Below are 15,673 nucleotides of genomic sequence, written 5' to 3'. Positions count from 1 at the left end.
GGGCATTACCCAGGCGTAGCTGGGGCGAGCTGCCCTCGCGCACGCGAATCTGGTGCAGGCGGCCGGGAACCACCTGCAGCTGCAGGCGGCCTGTGGACAGGTCCTGGGCCGGGGTGAGCACGCGCGTGGTGATATAGCCTTGCGCGATCAGGGCGTCCTGCAAGCGGCTGAGCAGGATGGAGACGCCGCGCACCCCCAGGCAGCGCCCCTCGGGCGGGTCATTCCCTTCGGGGCCATTCAAGGCGGGGCGCAGCACATGTTCAAGCGCCGTCAGGCCCTCCAGGCCCAATAGCTCAACGCGCTGGATTTCGAAGCAAGGGGTTTCGGGCGCGCCCGCATCAAGGCGCTCCCGCGCCAGGCTGGTCGCACGCGGCTGCCCGTCTTGCAGCCGCACATCGGGCTCGCGCTCAAGCTGCTTGCGCTGCTCGGCTTCACGCTGCTGCTGCAACTGCTGCTGGACGGCCGGGTCCGGCGCGGAGATCGGCACCTGGCCCTGCGCGGCACCGAGCCCGCAGGCCCCCAGCGCCAAGGCCATCCACACCCCACGTGCCAGGCAACCGGCCGCCCCTCCCAGGGCATGTCTTGCTTTCATGAATTGAACCGCCCTGAGGCGTGAACATTGAGCTGCTCTCGATGAATCACAAAGCAAGGTGGACCAGCCCGGCTGCGCAGCATTGCCTTGACGCGCCGGGCGTGGTGCTGACGGCGTACCCCTGATTTCATCGGCCGGCATTGAAGCAGCACGGCGCTCAGGGCTGTCTTAAGCTTTGTAAAACTCGGCCACCTGCGGGCACATGCCTGCCGGACTGGCCCTGAGCCGATTGGCCGTAATCGCCGCGCTCGCACTGCTACCTTGGGGCCCCGGGACACCGGATGCATACGCTGGCGGCGTCTCGCGCGCAGGTCATTTCCCTCGGGGCCATTCAGGGCGGGGCGCAGCACATGTTCCGGCGCCGTCAGGCCCTCCAGGCCTAGCAGCTCGACGCGCTGGATTTCGAAGCAAGGGGTTTCGGGCACGCCCGCACCGAGGCGCTCGCGCCCAGGCTGCTCGCGCTGCTGCTGCAACTGCTGCTGGACGGCCGGGTCCGGCGCGGCGGCCGGCACTTGGCCCTGCGCGGCACCGAGCCCGCAGGCTCCTAGCGCCAAAGCCATCCTCACCCCATGTGCCGGGCAACCGGCCGCCCCTCCCAGGGCATTTCTTGCTTTCATGAACACCGCCTGATCCGTGGCCACGAGGGCCCCAAAGGCAGTGCACAAAGCAGCTCACGGATCGAGCTGTCGATCCGGCAACCCCGCTATCTCGACCCAGAGCGGGCGAGACCGGAGGCTTTGCGTCACCGGCTCGCGCCGGCTTTGCCTTTGGTAAGGAGATTGATAGCTGTAAATGGTAGCGATCAGACCTTTGACGGGGGTATCACCCCTTGGGGGGTGGGTCGCCATACACCAATCGCGGAGCGGGCGGACTTCATGACGATGAAGCCCGCGCAGGGCCAGCCGAGCCGCTCAGCAGGTTTGTGGGCGCACAGCGAGGCGCCCAGTCGTTCTGGAGGACACGGCGCTGCCTCCGCCTCACTCCCACTCGATGGTCGCCGGCGGCTTGGAGCTCACGTCATAGGTCACGCGGTTGATGCCGCGCACCTCGTTGATGATGCGGCCGGACGTGCGCTTGAGCAGGCTGTAGGGCAGCTCGGCCCAGTCGGCGGTCATGAAGTCGCTGGTCTGAACGGCGCGCAGGGCCACCACATAGTCGTAGGTCCGGCCGTCACCCATCACGCCCACGCTCTTGACCGGCAGGAAGACGGTGAAGGCCTGGCTGGTGAGCTCGTACCAGGTCTTGCCCGTGGCCTCGTCCTTGGTATTGCGCAGCTCTTCGATGAAGATGGCGTCGGCACGGCGCAGCAGGTCCGCGTACTCCTTCTTCACCTCGCCCAGGATGCGCACGCCCAGGCCCGGGCCGGGGAAGGGATGGCGGTAGACCATCTCGGGCGGCAGGCCCAGGGCCACGCCCAGTTCGCGCACCTCGTCCTTGAAGAGCTCGCGCAGCGGCTCCAGCAGCTTCAGGCCCAGCTGCTCGGGCAGGCCACCCACATTGTGGTGGCTCTTGATGGTGGTAGCCTTCTTGGTCTTGGTGCCGCCGCTCTCCACCACATCGGGGTAGATGGTGCCCTGGGCCAGGAAGGTCGCGCCCTTGTGGCCGCCATCGCCGGCCTTGAGCTTGGCCGCCTCCGCCTTGAACACGTCCACGAACAGGCCGCCGATGATCTTGCGCTTCTTCTCCGGGTCGCTCACGCCGGCCAGCTGACCCAGGAACAGCTCTTCGGCCTGCACCCGGATCACCTTGGCGTGCAGCTTGCCTTCGAACATGTCCATGACCATATCGCCTTCGTTCAGGCGCAGCAGGCCGTGGTCCACGAAAACGCAGGTCAGCTGATCGCCGATGGCGCGATGGATCAGGGCCGCGGCCACGCTGGAGTCCACACCGCCGGACAGGCCCAGGATCACCTCCTCGTCGCCCACCTGCTCGCGGATCTTGGCAACGGCTTCCTCGATGTAGTCGCCCATGATCCAGTCGCCCTTGCAGCAGGCGATCTCACGCACGAAGCGGGTGAGCATGGCCTGGCCCTGCACGGTGTGCGTGACCTCGGGATGGAACTGGACGGCGTAGTAGCCCTTGTCCTCGTTGGCCATGCCGGCGATGGGGCAGCTGGGCGTGGAGGCCATCAGCTTGAAGCCCGGCGGCAGGGCTGTGACCTTGTCGCCATGACTCATCCAGACCTTGAGCATGCCATGGCCGTCGGCCGTGGCGAAGTCCTGGATGCCGTCCAGCAGCCGGGTGTGACCATGGGCGCGCACCTCGGCGTAGCCGAACTCGCGCGTGTCGCTCCAGCTCACCTCGCCGCCCAGCTGCACCGCCATGGTCTGCATGCCGTAGCAGATGCCCAGCACGGGCACGCCAGCGTCCCACACCGCCTGAGGCGCGCGCAGCTCATGGTCCTCATAGGTGGAGGCATGGCTGCCCGAGAGGATGATGGCCTTGGGTGCGAAGCTGCGGATGAACTCGTCCGAGACGTCGTTCGGATGGATCTCGCAGTAGACATGCGACTCGCGCACGCGGCGGGCAATCAGCTGCGTCACCTGGGAGCCGAAGTCGAGGATCAGGACTTTGTCGTGTTGCATAAAAAGATCCAATCAAGAAGCCCGGGCCAGGGGCACCGGGTTGGCCTGACGACCGAAATGGCGCCAGGCGAAGAACAGGGACGCCGCTTGCAGCAGGGCGCAGAAGTAGAAGGGCGCGCCCATGCGCCAATCGCCCTTGGGCAGCTCGGCCACCAGATACATCAGGCTCATGCCCACGATGGGCGCGAGCACCGCCATCACGCTGTTGAGCGAGGACACGGCGCCCATGGTCTGTCCCTGGGTCTTGGCATCGGCCGCGTTGGAGATCAGGCTTTGCAGGGCCGTCGATGCGGCAAAGCCCAGCACATTGAAGACGATCACGGCATACATCACCCAGCCCGCGGTGGCGGCACCCCAGACGAAGTTGGTGATGACGCTGGACGCCAGGCCCAGAACCACCAGGCGCTGCGGGCTGAAGAGCTTGAGCAGGCGCGGCAGCAAGAAGCCCTGCACCAGCACCGCCATGGCGCCGACGGCAAACAGGGACAGCCCGTTCTCCTTGGGGCCCCAACCGAACTTGAAGCTGGTGTAGATGACCCAGCTGGTGTGCAGGATCAACTGGGCCAAGCCGGAGAGCGCGATCACAAAGACCAGGGTGCCCACCCCCTTGAGCGCCGCCAGCTTCTTCAAGGAGCTGACCGGGTTGGCCGTCCGCCACTCGAAGGGACGGCGATGCTCGGGCGCCAGGGACTCGGGCAGCACGAAATAGCCGTAGAGCCAGTTCAGCAGGGCCAAGCCACCCGCCACATAGAAGGGCAGGTGCAGATCGATATCACCCAGCAAGCCGCCCATGACCGGCCCCAGGATGAAACCCATGCCGAAGGCCGCGCCCAGCATGCCAAAGCGCTTGGCGCGATCTTCCGGCGCGGTGATGTCCGCCACATAGGCATTGGCCACCGAGGCATTGGCCTGCATGGCGCCCGAGAACAGACGCACCACGATCAGCATCCACAGCGCGGTGGCCGAGGCCGTGACCAGAAAGCTCAGGGCCAGCCCCGAGAAGCCGATCAGCAGCACCGGCCGGCGCCCGAAGCGGTCGGACAGCGCGCCCAGGATGGGCGCACCGAAGAAGTTGGCAATGCCAAAGGCGACGCTCACCGCCAGATAGGCCAGGGTGTGCTCGGCCGGCGTGGTGGCGAAGGTACCTACCAGCGGTGGCAGCACCGGAATGATGAGGCCGATCGAGATCATGTCGATCAGCACCGCGATCAGGATGAAAGACATGGCGGCCTTGCGGCCGCCATGCTTGGAATCCTGCTCGCCGGAAGGTACGGGCACCGGCTCGCTCAAGACTTGCTCACTCCAGGCGGTAGTTGGGCGCTTCCTTGGTGATCTGCACATCGTGCACATGGCTCTCGCGGATGCCTGCCGAGGTGATCTCGACAAACTCGGCGCGATCATGCATCTCGGCAATGCTGGCGCAACCGCAGTAGCCCATGGAGGCGCGCAGACCGCCGGCCATCTGGAAGGCGATCGCGACCATGGAACCCTTGTAGGGCACGCGGCCTTCGATGCCCTCGGGCACCAGCTTGTCCGCGTTGGGGTTGGTGGTCTCGTCGTTTTCCTGGAAGTAGCGGTCGGCCGAACCGGCCTTCATCGCGCCGATGGAGCCCATGCCGCGGTAGCTCTTGTAGCTGCGACCCTGGTAGAGGATGACCTCGCCCGGCGCTTCTTCGGTGCCGGCAAACATGCCGCCCATCATCACGGTGCTGGCACCGGCGGCGATGGCCTTGGAGATGTCACCCGAGTAGCGAATGCCGCCGTCGGCGATCAGGGGCACGCCCGTGCCCTTGAGCGCGGTGGCCACATAGTCGATGGCGGTGATCTGGGGCACGCCCACACCGGCCACGATGCGGGTGGTGCAGATGGAGCCGGGGCCGATGCCGACCTTGACGCCGTCGGCACCCGCTTCCACCAGGGCCAGGGCGGCCGCGCCGGTGGCGATATTGCCGCCGATCACGTCAATCTGCGGGTAGTTCTTCTTGACCCAGCGCACGCGCTCGATCACGCCGGCGCTGTGGCCATGGGCCGTGTCCACCACGATGGCGTCCACGCCGGCACGCACCAGCAGTTCCACGCGTTCTTCGGTGCCCTCGCCCACGCCCACGGCCGCGCCCACGCGCAGCTTGCCCTGGGCATCACGGGCGGCATTGGGGAAGTTGGTCTGCTTGGTGATGTCCTTGACGGTCATCAGGCCGCGCAGCTCGAAGGCGTCGTTGACCACCAGCACGCGCTCCAGCTTGTGCTGGTGCATCAGGGCCTTGCCTTCCTCCAGGGAAGCGCCTTCCTTGACCGTGATCAGGCGCTCGGCCGGGGTCATGATCTGGCTGACCGGGGCGTCGTTGCGGGTCTCGAAGCGCAGATCGCGGCCGGTGACGATGCCCACGACCTTCTTGCCCACCAGGACCGGGAAGCCGGAAATGCCGTGCTGCTCGCTCAGGGCCTTGACCTGGCGCACCGTGGTCTCGGGGGTGATGGTGATGGGGTCGCGCAGCAGGCCCGACTCGTAGCGCTTGACGCGCGCCACCTCGGCAGCCTGCTGGGCCGGCGTCAGGTTCTTGTGCACGATGCCGATACCGCCCTCCTGGGCGATCGCGATCGCCAGCCGCGCTTCGGTCACGGTATCCATCGCGGCGGAAACCAGGGGCAGGTTCAGCCGGATATTGCGGGTGAATTGGGTGGCGAGGCTGGTGTCGCGGGGCAACACCTGGGAGAAGGCAGGCACCAGCAACACGTCGTCGAAGGTGAGTGCTTTTCCGAGAAGGCGCATGAGAAAGCTCCAGACGCAAAGCGGCATTATACGGAATGAGCGACACCCGCCCCGCTCACGCCGCGTTTGCGCAAAGTCTGGCGCGGCCGGCGTGCAATGCGGCACGCTCGGCACATCTTGTCACCGGAGGGCTCGCTACACTTGGGCATCCCTCCCGACAACGCCCCCACATGCGCCGTCAACACCCTCATCGCAAGCCCCTGTCCCTGGCCCTGCTGCCGTCGGGCCTGTGCGCCCTGATGCTGCTGCTGACGATGCACAGCCTGCCCGCCAACGCCCAGACCCAGTGGAAGTGGCGAGACGCCTCGGGCAAGGTGCTCTATAGCGACCTGCCTCCACCGGCCGGCATTCCCGACAAGGACATCCTGCAGCGTCCCCCGGGCCAGCGAGTGCCGGTGGTCGTGCGCCCGATCACGCCGGCGGCGGCAACGCCGGCCGCAGCCCCAGCCTCCGTCGCACCCAAGGCCTCGGCAGCCCCCAGTCGCGCAGAGCAGGAGCGCCAGAATCGGGCCCGGCAAGAACAGGAGCAGCAGGCCCGCAAGCAAAAGGAAGAGGAGCGCCGCTTGGCCGAGCAGCGCGCCGAGAACTGCAAGCGCGCCACCAGCCATCTGCGCATGATCGAGGACGGCATGCGCATCTCGCGCCGCAACGAGGCGGGCGAAACGGAATTCCTGGATGAGCGTCAGCGCGCCGAGGAAGCGCAACGCACACGCGCCATCATCAGCAGCGACTGCCGCTAAAGCGCGTGCCCTGACTCAGATCGCCCCGGCCTTGGGGCGGTGGCGCGAGACGATGCGCCGGCCCGTGGCGCGATAGCGCTGGCGCCGCGCCTCCTTGGGGTCTACGGTCAGCGGACGGTAGAGCTCGATGCGATCCCGCTCGCGCAGCGGCGTGTCCAGCGGCCGCACCCGTCCCCAGATGCCGATGCGAAAACCCGCCAGGTCCACACCGGCCAGGGCCTCGCAGCCCAGCAGGGCCTGACCCAGGGTGCAGCCCGGCGCCAGGTCCAGCCACTGGTGGCGCACATCGCCGGTGGCGGGGCTCCAGACCAGCTCCACCCGCAGGCGCGCCGGATCAGCGGGGGCCATAAACAGCCTCGGCCCGCTGCACGAAGCGATCCACAAAGGTGTTGGCAATGCGGTCGAAGACGGGGCTCACCACCGCCTCCAGCGCGCGGCTGGAGAAGGCATAGCGCAGCTCGAACTCGATCTTGCAGGCCTTGTCCGCGTCCGCATCCGCTCCCGGCTTGTTCAGGGGGATGAACTGCCAGACGCCATCCAGCAGGGAAAAGGGGCCATCGACCAGGGCCATCTCGACCCGGCTGTTGCTCAGATGGGTGTTCCGGGTGGTGAAGGCGTGTTGCACCCCCGCATAGGCCAGCGAGAGCCGGGCGGTGATGCCATCCTCGCGCTGCTCCAGCAGCTCCGCCCTCTCGCACCAGGGCAGGAACTCGGGATAGTGATTGATACCGGTGACCAGCTGGTACATCTCCTGCGGGGAGTACCACAGCAGCACGGACTTCCTAACGTGTTTCATGGCGCTTCTTACAATGCCGGGATTGTATTGGGCGCAAGCGCCCCAAGATCCCAGCCCATGTCCATCGCAGAAAACCGTCGCGCCCGATTCGAATACCACATAGAGGAGCAGTACGAGTGCGGGGTCGTGCTCGAGGGCTGGGAGATCAAGGCCATACGCGCCGGTCAGGTCCAGCTCACCGATGGCTACGTGATGATCAAGAACGGCGAGCTCTTCCTGATCGGCTGCCGCATCAATGCCCTGCGCAGCGCCTCCACCCATGTGAACCCACAGGCCGACCGCACCAAGAAGCTGCTGCTCAAGAAGGACGAGATCCGCCGCCTGGTGGGCAAGGTGGAGCAGCGCGGCTTCACGCTGGTGCCGCTGAACCTGCACTACAAGGGCGGCCTGGTGAAGGCCGACATCGCCCTGGCCAAGGGCAAGAGCCTGCACGACAAGCGCGAGACCGAGAAGAAGCGCGACTGGGAGCGCGAGAAGGGCCAGCTGATGCGCCACAAGGTCAGCGGCAACGGCAAGCCCGGCCGCAACTAAGGAGAGCCACCATGCAAGCCGACACCTACCGCCCTATCCCCCGTGCACAGTTGTCGGCCCTGCTGGCCGAGGCCCCCAAGGCCGAGCTGCATCTGCATATCGAGGGCACGCTGGAGCCCGAGCTGATGTTCGCCCTGGCAAGTCGCAACAGCATCACCCTGCCCTACGCGGATGTGGACGCGCTGCGCCGCGCCTACGACTTCAGCGATCTGCAGAGCTTTCTGGACCTCTACTACGCCGGGGCCGGCGTGCTGCAGACGGCGCAGGACTTCGAGGACATGGCCTATGCCTACTTCGAGCGCGCCGCGGCCGACCACATCCGCCGCAGCGAGATCTTCTTCGACCCGCAAACCCACACCCACCGCGGCATCGCCCTGGCCACCGTCATGGCCGGCCTGGAGGCCGCTATTGCCCGCGCCGAGCGCGAGCTGGGCCTGAGCATCGCCCTCATCCCCTGCTTTTTGCGCCACCTCAGCGAGGAAGACGCGCTGCAGACCCTGGACGCCCTGCTGCCCTACCGCGAGCGCCTGCTGGGCGTGGGGCTGGACAGCGGGGAGCGCGGCAATCCGCCCGAGAAGTTCGCGCGCGTCTTCGAGCGCGCCCGGGCCCTGGGTCTGCGCATCGTGGCCCATGCGGGCGAGGAAGGCCCGCCCGCCTATATCTGGGGGGCGCTGCAGACCCTGGGCGCCGAGCGCATCGACCACGGCGTGCGCTGCCTGGAAGACCCGGCCCTGGTGGAGGAACTGCGCCGCCGCCAGGTACCGCTGACGGTCTGCCCGCTGTCCAATCTGCGCCTGTGCGTGGTGCCGGACCTGGCCCAGCATCCCCTGCCCGCCCTGCTGGACGCCGGGCTCAAGGTGATGCTCAACTCGGACGACCCGGCCTATTTCGGCGGCTATCTGGGCGCCAATCTGGGCCAGTGCTTCGACGCCCTGCCCCAGCTGGATGCCAGCCACGCCTACACCCTGCTGCGCAACAGCTTCGAAGCCAGCTTCGCCAGCCCCGAGCAGCAAGCCGGCTGGATCGCCGAGCTGGATGCGGTGTTCGCGCGTTTCAGCGCGGGCGCAGCGCGCTGAACACCTGATTCAGCGCGGGCGCAGCGCGCTGAGCGCCTGGTTCAGCGCGGGCGCAGCACGCTGAGCGCCAGCGCCAGGTCGGCGCGCAGATCGGCCTCGGCCTCCAGGCCGATGGCAAAGCGCACGATGCGCTCGGCCGGATAGGGCAGGCCCAGATTGCGACTGCGCCGCATGTCATAGGGCACGGCCAGGCTCATGGGACCGGCCCAGGAGTAGCCGATGCCAAAGAGCTGCAGCGCGTCCACAAAGGCATCCACCTCGGCCGACCCGTACTCGGGCTGGAACACCACGCTGAACAGGCAGGCCGCGCCCTCGGCGCTGAGGGCCTGCCAGTGCTCGTGGCCGGGCGAGCCCGGCAGGGCCGGGTGCAGCACGCGCGCCACCTCGGGTCGCTGAGCCATCCACGCCGCCAGGGCGCGGGTGCAGGCGTCCTGGGCGCGGTAGCGCAGCTCCAGGCTGGGCAGGCCACGCAGCACCAACTCCACATCGTTCTGGCCCAGGCCGTAGCCCAGATGCTCATGCGCATGGTTGAGCCGCTCGTGCAGGGCCGCGTCACGCGTGACGACCGAGCCCATCAGCACATCGGCCCCGCCCGAGGGGTACTTGGTCAGGGCCTGCATGGAAATGTCCACGCCCAGGCCCGGCGCCAGCTCGAAGGGCTTGAAGGCCACGCCCGCGCCCCAGGTGTTGTCCAGGGCGCAGACGATGCCCCGCTCGCGGCAGGCCTGCACCAGGGCCACCAGGTCCGGGAACTCGAGCGTGATGGAGCCGGCGGCCTCCAGCCAGACCAGGCGGGTCTTCTCGCTCAGCAAGGTCTTGAAGCCCGCCAGGTCCAGCGGATCGTAGACGCGGTGGGTGATGCCAAACTGTGGCAGCCAGGACTCGGTGAGATAGCGGTTCTGGCCATAGACGTTGTCGGGCACCAGCACCTCGTCACCGGGGCGCAGCAGGGCCATGGAGACCAGGGTCACGGCGGACAGACCGCTGGGCGTGAGCAGGCAGTGCGTGCCGCCCTCCAGGCTGGCGATGCGCGTAGCCAGGGTGTAACTGGTGGGCGTGCCGTGCAGGCCGTAGCGGTAGCTCAGACCGTCGCGCGGACGGGGCTTGTGCAGATCGGCGGTGTTCTTGAACAGCACGGTGGAGGCCTTGTAGACCCCCACCGGCACGGCCTCCCAGCCCTCGGGGGCGCGGTAGGCATGGTGGATCTGCTCGGTGGCAATGGCACGCTGGCGGCTCAAGATCGGTCCTCGCTCGACAAAGAAAAAAGGCGGGCCCGGGGCCCGCCTCGATTCTCCGCGATTGCCGCGGCTCAGATGGGCATGGCCACCAGATCGTGACCCTCGGCCGCGACGATGCGCGCACGCGTGAACTCACCCACCTTGAGCGTCTTGCTGGCCTTCTCGGGCGGCAGCAGGCGCACGGTGCCGTCGATCTCGGGCGCATCGGCATAGCTGCGACCCACGCCGCCCTTGCGGCCCAGGGCCGGGGCGGAATCGACCAGCACCTGCATGGTGGCGCCGATGCGCTCGCGCAGCTTGGCGGCCGAGACGCGCTCGGCCACTTCCATGAACTGGGCACGGCGCGCCTCGCGCACGGCCTCGTCCACGGCGCCGGGCAGTTCGTTGGCGGTGGCGCCCTCCACCGGCGAGTAGGCAAAGCAGCCGGCGCGGTCGATGCGGGCCTCTTGCATGAAGTCCAGCAGGTACTGGAACTCGGCCTCGGTCTCGCCGGGGAAGCCCGCAATAAAGGTGGAGCGGATCACGATCTCGGGGCAGATCTCGCGCCAGCGCTGGATGCGCTCCAGGTTCTTCTCGCCATTGGCCGGGCGCTTCATGCGCTTGAGCACATCCGGGTGGGCATGCTGCAGGGGCACGTCCAGATAGGGCAGGATCAGACCCTCGGCCATCAGGGGCAGGATCTCGTCCACATGCGGATAGGGGTAGACGTAGTGCAGGCGCACCCAGGCGCCATGGGCCTTGGCCAGCTCGCCCAGACGGGCCACCAGGTCGAAGAGCTTGGTCTTGACCGGCGTGCCGTCCCAGAAGCCGGTGCGGTACTTCACGTCCACACCATAGGCGCTGGTGTCCTGGCTGATGACCAGCAGCTCCTTGACGCCGGCTTCGAACAGCGCGCGGGCCTCGTTCAGCACATCGCCGATGGGACGCGAGACCAGATCGCCGCGCATGCTGGGGATGATGCAGAAGCTGCAGCGGTGGTTGCAGCCCTCGCTGATCTTCAGATAGGCGTAGTGCTTGGGCGTGAGCTTGATGCCCTGGGCCGGCACCAGGTCCACAAAGGGGTCGTGGGGCTTGGGCACATGGGTGTGCACCGCATCCATCACCTCCTGGGTGGCATGGGGGCCGGTCACGGCCAGCACGCTGGGGTGAACTTCCTTGATCAGGTTGTCGCCACCGGCCTGGCCGGCCTTGGCACCCAGGCAGCCGGTGACGATGACCTTGCCGTTCTCGGCCAGGGCCTCGCCAATGGTGTCCAGGCTTTCCTTGACGGCGTCATCGATGAAGCCGCAGGTGTTGACGATCACCAGATCGGCACCGGCAAAGGTCTTGGAGGTTTCGTAACCCTCGGCGCGCAGCTGGGTCAGGATCAGCTCGGAATCGGTCAGGGCCTTGGGGCAGCCTAGGCTGACGAAGCCGATCTTGGGAGCCGTGCCGGGCGCTGCGGGCTGGGACGGGCTCAGGACGGAGGTATCGCTCATGATGCCCCGATTGTCCCTCAAGCCGGACGCAGCGCGCCCGGCGCTGGGTGCATCTCAGGGCTTCTTGCCCGGAAAACCCGACATGCCGGCCATGCCGGGAAAGAGCGCGCCCGCCTGCTTCATCTGCTCCTGCATCTGCTCGAACAGGGTCTTGGACTGCTCCAGATAGCCGCCCATGAGGTTCTGCATGACCGGGTTCTGGGCCGTCATGAACTGGGTCCACGCCTCGGGACTGAAGGGCAGCCCCTTGCTTTGCTCGGCAAACTGGCTCTGCAGCTCCGTAAAGGACTGCATGTTCTTCTCGAGATAAGCCCCCATCACGCCCTGCATGGCATGGCCATAGAAGCGGATGATCTGCGAGAGCGCGGCGGTGGAGAACATGGGCACGCCGCCGGTCTCCTCCTCCAGGATGATCTGCAGCAGGATGGAGCGGGTCAGGTCCTCGCCGGTCTTGGCGTCGCGGACCTCGAACTCTTGAGCCTCCAGCACCATGGCCTTGACGTCGGCCAGGGTGATGTAGCTGCTGCTGCGGGTGTCGTAAAGGCGCCGGTTGGGGTACTTCTTGAGCACCCGCAGGCCTGTCGTCTCCTCGGCCTTGCTGGCGGACTTGCCGCTGCGGGCAGTGGCCATGGGTTCTCCCTTCGAATGCAATGGACTTTGCCCGCATTCTAGAAGCCCGCACCCCCGACTCCGGAGGGGTTTTCCCAGGCGCGGCCTGGAGGCTCAGGCCGGCCGCGTGAAGAAGAAGACCTCGGCAATCAGGCCTTCGCGGCAGCGGTACACCACGGCAAGCTCACTGGGGCCGTCGGCACGGCCGTGAACCACCTCATGATCCACCACCATCTCGGGCAGTACCAGGCGCTGGCTGACCTCGGCCCGAACGGCGGGCTGGGCAAACGGGCCCGCCGCATAGCGCGCCCTGAAGGCGCGCATGCCCGAGAGCCGGGGCTCGGGCTCGGGCGGGTGCCAGACCTTGACATCCTCGCTGTAGCAGGCACAAAAGGCCTCAAGGTCCTTGCGGTTGTAGGCATCAAGCTGAGCCTGGGCCAGCTCGGTGGGGCTGCGGGTCGGGCGGGATGGGGGAGCTGCGGACATAGGTATTGGCGTTGAAGACGAAGGCGCGGACCCAAGCCCGTGCACAGGCCCCGATTCTGGGCCCCGTCAAGGAATACGTGGAGACAGCGTCTCGCGCCACCGGGCTTTGAGATAAGCTGGTTTCGTGTCGCCCACAGCCTCACTGCCATGAGCCGCAATGCCGAGCCCCTGTTGCTGGACAGCACCTGTGCCAAGCCAGGCCGCAGCTGCGCCACCTTGCGGCATCTGCTGGCGGCTTCGGATGCGCGCGCGCTGCCCCCACGCTGGCAGCGACTGCTGGCATGGCGCTTCCAGCACCCGAGGCTGCTCGCAGCGTGGCTGGGCAGCCTCGGCGAGGCCGAGGCCGCGCGCGACGCATCGTCACGCTGGCTGTGCAGCCTGACCTATCTGCGTTTTCAGTGCCTGGAAGTCCTGGGCCAGGGCCAGCCTCTGGGACCCGAGATGCAGCGCCTGCAAGCCCTGAGCCTGGAACAGGGCTGGAATCCCGAGCAAGCACGGCTGCTGTGTGCCATGGGACGGCTGGCCTACAGCCGGGGTGACTATGGTGAGGCCGCGCAATGCTGGTCCGCCGCCATGCAGCTGGCCCGCTTGAGCGAGGTGGCCGATGCCGAGGTGGAGGCCCGGGTGGGGCTGGGCCAGATCTATGACGCCTTGGGCAATGGCCACACCGCCGCCCGCCTGCACGGCGATGCCGCCCGGCTGGCCGAGTCCTTGCAGGACGACTACCTGGTCAGCAAGGTCGCCATCAACCAGGGCTTCAATTTGCGCGTGATCGGGCGGGCCGAGGCTGCCGCCCAGGCTTTTGAGCGCGGACTGGAGGCGGCGCGGCGCGGCGCCATACGCCACTACGAGGGTGAATGTCTGTGGCAGCTGGCCGACCTCGCCCTGCAGCAGCAGGCGCTTGAGCTGGCCGCCCTCCGCGTCGAGCAGGCGCGCAAGCTGGCCGAGGCCGCCGACAACCGCTGGCTGCTCAGCGGCGTCTACCGCACGCTGGCGCAAATCAAGCTCGCTCAGGGTCAGGCGGAGGCGGCGCGCATCGCCTTCGAGCGGGCCCTGAATCAGGCCGAACAGACCGGCGCGCGTCGCCAGGCCGCCGACTGCCTGGACGCCCTGGCCCTGCTGGCCGAGCAGGCCGGTGATCTGAGTCGGGCCCTGCATCACACCCGAGCGGCCAAGGCCTTGCAAGCCCGTCTGCTGGACCAGCTGCATGTGGCCGAGAATCTGGATGCCCTGAGGCAGTACGACCTCAGCGAACCACCGCCCCTGGAGCGCATGCTGCTCTTGAGCGAAGAGCTGCAGCAGATCGATACCGACCGGGCACAGGCCCTGCGGCGACTGACCCAGGCCGGTGCCCTGATCCTGCGTGCCGATTTCGCCTCGGTCTGGTACTGGCCCGACGGCGCGGCGGTATCGATGGCCGACGCCGGCCTGGCCCCCGATGCAAGGCCTCAGTGGCAGCGCTATGTCGAGACACTGCGGCAGTCGCAGCGCCCGCCCCAAGACATTCGGGTGCTGCATGATTCGCGCGCCCATCCCGATGTGACGCCGCTGCGCCCGTTGCTGCAGTCCCTGGGCCTGGGTTCGGCCATCGAAGTTCCGCTGCGGCAGCAGGGGCGCTGGCTGGGCCTGCTGCTGCTGGCCCGGCAAGGGCCGCCCCGGCCCTGGTCGCGTGAGGATGTGCTGCTGGCCTCGCACCTGGGCTCGCTGTGCAGCCATATCGAAGCCAGGCACCAGACACAGCTGGCGCACGAGGCCCTGCTGCAGGCCAATCGCACCCTGGAGCAAAGAGTGATGGAGCGCACGGCCGAACTGGAGTTCAGCAACCATGCCCTGGCCCTGGCGAATGAATTGCTCACCGCCGCCACCCTGACCGACCCGCTCACCGGGCTGCACAACCGGCGCTTTCTGGAGCAGCACATCGCTTCGGATCTGGGACTGGCGCAGCGCGATGTCGGGCGCACCGGCCTGCATATCGTGGCCTATCTGATCGACATCGACCACTTCAAGGCCATCAACGACCGGCATGGCCATGGCGTGGGCGACCAGACCCTGGTGGAGGCTGCCAGGAGCTTGCAGGCCATCTGCCGCCACTCCAGCTATCTGGTCCGTCTGGGGGGGGAGGAGTTCCTGCTGGTGGATCGCGGCATGGAAGCCGAGCAATCACCCCACTTGGCCGAACGAATCTGCGAGGCATTTCGCGCCCGGGATTTCGAACTCGGTCCGCTGCGATTGCGGGTCCGCTGCTCCGTGGGCTTTGCCTGCTTCCCCTTGGCACGCGAACAGAGCGTTCTGAGTTGGCACGAGGTCTTGGAACTGGCCGACCAGGCCATGTATCAGGTCAAGCGTGAGGGTCGGGATGGCTGGATGGGCATCACACCAGCACCCGGACGGAGGCTGCCCCCCGACCCACAGTCCCTGAGCGATCTGCTGGCCAGCGGCTGCGTGCAAGCCATGCGCGGCCTGGCCGAACCCGGCGCCCCGGATTGAAGAATTGCCCCATGAAAAAGGGCGGCCAGCGGCCGCCCTCCTCATGAGCCCGGATCCGATCAGCGGACCACGGCGATCTGCTCGCGAGCACCACCCTTGTAGGTGAACAGGGTCAGGGCGCCGTTCTTGATGTCGCCCTTGTTATCGAAGGCGATGGTGCCCGTCACACCCTTGTAGCCCTCGGTCTTGGCCAGCACCGGCAGGTACTTGGCCGGCTCAGCGGAGCCGGCCTTGACCATGGCGGCCACCATCACGTTCACGGCGTCGTACACATAGGGGGCGTAG

The 15,673-nt window shown here is 67.3% G+C and carries 14 protein-coding genes, 1 pseudogene and 1 riboswitch; of the genes and pseudogenes, 4 read left to right on the top strand and 11 right to left on the bottom strand.

Going from position 1 to position 15,673, the window contains the following annotated elements; all coding sequences use genetic code 11:
* The 4 genes from ACK5F2_RS04240 to guaB form a co-directional block, all read right to left on the bottom strand.
* Positions 1-592, bottom strand: a 592-nt coding sequence (locus tag ACK5F2_RS04240) for a POTRA domain-containing protein (protein ID WP_409863027.1), incomplete at its 3' end; no start/stop codon positions are given.
* Positions 593-1,282: 690 nt separating this feature from the next.
* Positions 1,283-1,368, bottom strand: a riboswitch (cyclic di-GMP riboswitch).
* A 201-nt stretch (positions 1,369-1,569) separates the two neighbouring features.
* Complete coding sequence (guaA, locus tag ACK5F2_RS04235; protein WP_409863025.1) at positions 1,570-3,177, bottom strand: glutamine-hydrolyzing GMP synthase; 1,608 nt, start codon at positions 3,175-3,177, stop codon at positions 1,570-1,572.
* Positions 3,178-3,189: 12 nt separating this feature from the next.
* Complete coding sequence (locus tag ACK5F2_RS04230) at positions 3,190-4,467, bottom strand: MFS transporter (RefSeq protein WP_409863023.1); 1,278 nt, start codon at positions 4,465-4,467, stop codon at positions 3,190-3,192.
* 7 nt (positions 4,468-4,474) lie between these two features.
* Positions 4,475-5,947, bottom strand: coding sequence for an IMP dehydrogenase (gene guaB / locus ACK5F2_RS04225; RefSeq protein ID WP_409863021.1), 1,473 nt, complete (start codon positions 5,945-5,947; stop codon positions 4,475-4,477).
* Positions 5,948-6,117: 170 nt separating this feature from the next.
* On the opposite strand from guaB, the gene ACK5F2_RS04220 reads away from it, so the two are divergent.
* Positions 6,118-6,687 carry a DUF4124 domain-containing protein gene (locus ACK5F2_RS04220; protein WP_409863020.1) on the top strand — a complete coding sequence of 190 codons (570 nt, stop codon included), beginning with the start codon at positions 6,118-6,120 and terminating at the stop codon, positions 6,685-6,687.
* 15 nt (positions 6,688-6,702) lie between these two features.
* Here the strand turns inward: ACK5F2_RS04220 and ACK5F2_RS04215 are convergent, their stop codons facing one another.
* Positions 6,703-7,035 (bottom strand): RnfH family protein, encoded by a 333-nt coding sequence (locus tag ACK5F2_RS04215; RefSeq protein WP_409863019.1) that lies wholly within the window; start codon positions 7,033-7,035, stop codon positions 6,703-6,705.
* The gene (locus ACK5F2_RS04210; RefSeq protein ID WP_409863017.1) at positions 7,022-7,483 is read right to left on the bottom strand and encodes a type II toxin-antitoxin system RatA family toxin; all 462 of its coding nucleotides are present in this window, start codon (positions 7,481-7,483) and stop codon (positions 7,022-7,024) included. The genes ACK5F2_RS04215 and ACK5F2_RS04210 overlap by 14 nt, the downstream gene beginning before the upstream one ends.
* A gap of 57 nt (positions 7,484-7,540) precedes the next feature.
* Between ACK5F2_RS04210 and smpB the strand changes: the two genes are divergently transcribed.
* Positions 7,541-8,014 carry an SsrA-binding protein SmpB gene (smpB, locus tag ACK5F2_RS04205; protein ID WP_409863015.1) on the top strand — a complete coding sequence of 158 codons (474 nt, stop codon included), beginning with the start codon at positions 7,541-7,543 and terminating at the stop codon, positions 8,012-8,014.
* Between the two features lie 11 nt (positions 8,015-8,025).
* Positions 8,026-9,090, top strand: coding sequence for an adenosine deaminase (locus ACK5F2_RS04200; RefSeq protein WP_409863013.1), 1,065 nt, complete (start codon positions 8,026-8,028; stop codon positions 9,088-9,090).
* Between the two features lie 41 nt (positions 9,091-9,131).
* Here ACK5F2_RS04200 and ACK5F2_RS04195 read toward each other — a convergent pair whose 3' ends face one another.
* The 4 genes from ACK5F2_RS04195 to ACK5F2_RS04180 form a co-directional block, all read right to left on the bottom strand.
* A complete protein-coding gene (locus ACK5F2_RS04195; protein ID WP_409863011.1) occupies positions 9,132-10,328 on the bottom strand; it encodes a PLP-dependent transferase in 1,197 nt (398 codons plus the stop codon).
* A gap of 71 nt (positions 10,329-10,399) precedes the next feature.
* Positions 10,400-11,806 carry a 30S ribosomal protein S12 methylthiotransferase RimO gene (rimO, locus tag ACK5F2_RS04190; protein WP_409863010.1) on the bottom strand — a complete coding sequence of 469 codons (1,407 nt, stop codon included), beginning with the start codon at positions 11,804-11,806 and terminating at the stop codon, positions 10,400-10,402.
* Between the two features lie 54 nt (positions 11,807-11,860).
* Positions 11,861-12,436 carry a polyhydroxyalkanoate synthesis repressor PhaR gene (phaR, locus tag ACK5F2_RS04185; protein WP_409863009.1) on the bottom strand — a complete coding sequence of 192 codons (576 nt, stop codon included), beginning with the start codon at positions 12,434-12,436 and terminating at the stop codon, positions 11,861-11,863.
* A gap of 93 nt (positions 12,437-12,529) precedes the next feature.
* Positions 12,530-12,901, bottom strand: a complete 372-nt coding sequence (locus ACK5F2_RS04180; RefSeq protein ID WP_409863007.1) for a nuclear transport factor 2 family protein — start codon at positions 12,899-12,901, stop codon at positions 12,530-12,532.
* A gap of 147 nt (positions 12,902-13,048) precedes the next feature.
* Between ACK5F2_RS04180 and ACK5F2_RS04175 the strand changes: the two genes are divergently transcribed.
* Positions 13,049-15,388, top strand: a complete 2,340-nt coding sequence (locus ACK5F2_RS04175; RefSeq protein WP_409863006.1) for a diguanylate cyclase — start codon at positions 13,049-13,051, stop codon at positions 15,386-15,388.
* Positions 15,389-15,447: 59 nt separating this feature from the next.
* On the opposite strand, the pseudogene ACK5F2_RS04170 reads toward ACK5F2_RS04175, so the two are convergent.
* Positions 15,448-15,673 (bottom strand): annotated as a pseudogene (locus tag ACK5F2_RS04170) (branched-chain amino acid ABC transporter substrate-binding protein); the annotation flags it as partial.

Source organism: Roseateles sp., assembly GCF_046300915.1.
Lineage (GTDB): Bacteria > Pseudomonadota > Gammaproteobacteria > Burkholderiales > Burkholderiaceae_C > Kinneretia.
The sequence above is the reverse complement of the archived record's forward strand: the minus strand, read 5'-3'. Positions and strand labels throughout refer to the sequence as shown.

Bases quoted from the DNA above. Each gene is read 5' to 3' on its own strand.
- guaA (WP_409863025.1), bottom strand. From the start codon at position 3,177: ATGCAACACGACAAAGTCCTGATCCTCGACTTCGGCTCCCAGGTGACG.
- guaB (WP_409863021.1), bottom strand. From the start codon at position 5,947: ATGCGCCTTCTCGGAAAAGCACTCACCTTCGACGACGTGTTGCTGGTG.
- ACK5F2_RS04220 (WP_409863020.1), top strand. From the start codon at position 6,118: ATGCGCCGTCAACACCCTCATCGCAAGCCCCTGTCCCTGGCCCTGCTG.
- ACK5F2_RS04215 (WP_409863019.1), bottom strand. From the start codon at position 7,035: ATGGCCCCCGCTGATCCGGCGCGCCTGCGGGTGGAGCTGGTCTGGAGC.
- ACK5F2_RS04210 (WP_409863017.1), bottom strand. From the start codon at position 7,483: ATGAAACACGTTAGGAAGTCCGTGCTGCTGTGGTACTCCCCGCAGGAG.
- smpB (WP_409863015.1), top strand. From the start codon at position 7,541: ATGTCCATCGCAGAAAACCGTCGCGCCCGATTCGAATACCACATAGAG.
- ACK5F2_RS04200 (WP_409863013.1), top strand. From the start codon at position 8,026: ATGCAAGCCGACACCTACCGCCCTATCCCCCGTGCACAGTTGTCGGCC.
- rimO (WP_409863010.1), bottom strand. From the start codon at position 11,806: ATGAGCGATACCTCCGTCCTGAGCCCGTCCCAGCCCGCAGCGCCCGGC.
- phaR (WP_409863009.1), bottom strand. From the start codon at position 12,436: ATGGCCACTGCCCGCAGCGGCAAGTCCGCCAGCAAGGCCGAGGAGACG.
- ACK5F2_RS04180 (WP_409863007.1), bottom strand. From the start codon at position 12,901: ATGTCCGCAGCTCCCCCATCCCGCCCGACCCGCAGCCCCACCGAGCTG.
- ACK5F2_RS04175 (WP_409863006.1), top strand. From the start codon at position 13,049: ATGAGCCGCAATGCCGAGCCCCTGTTGCTGGACAGCACCTGTGCCAAG.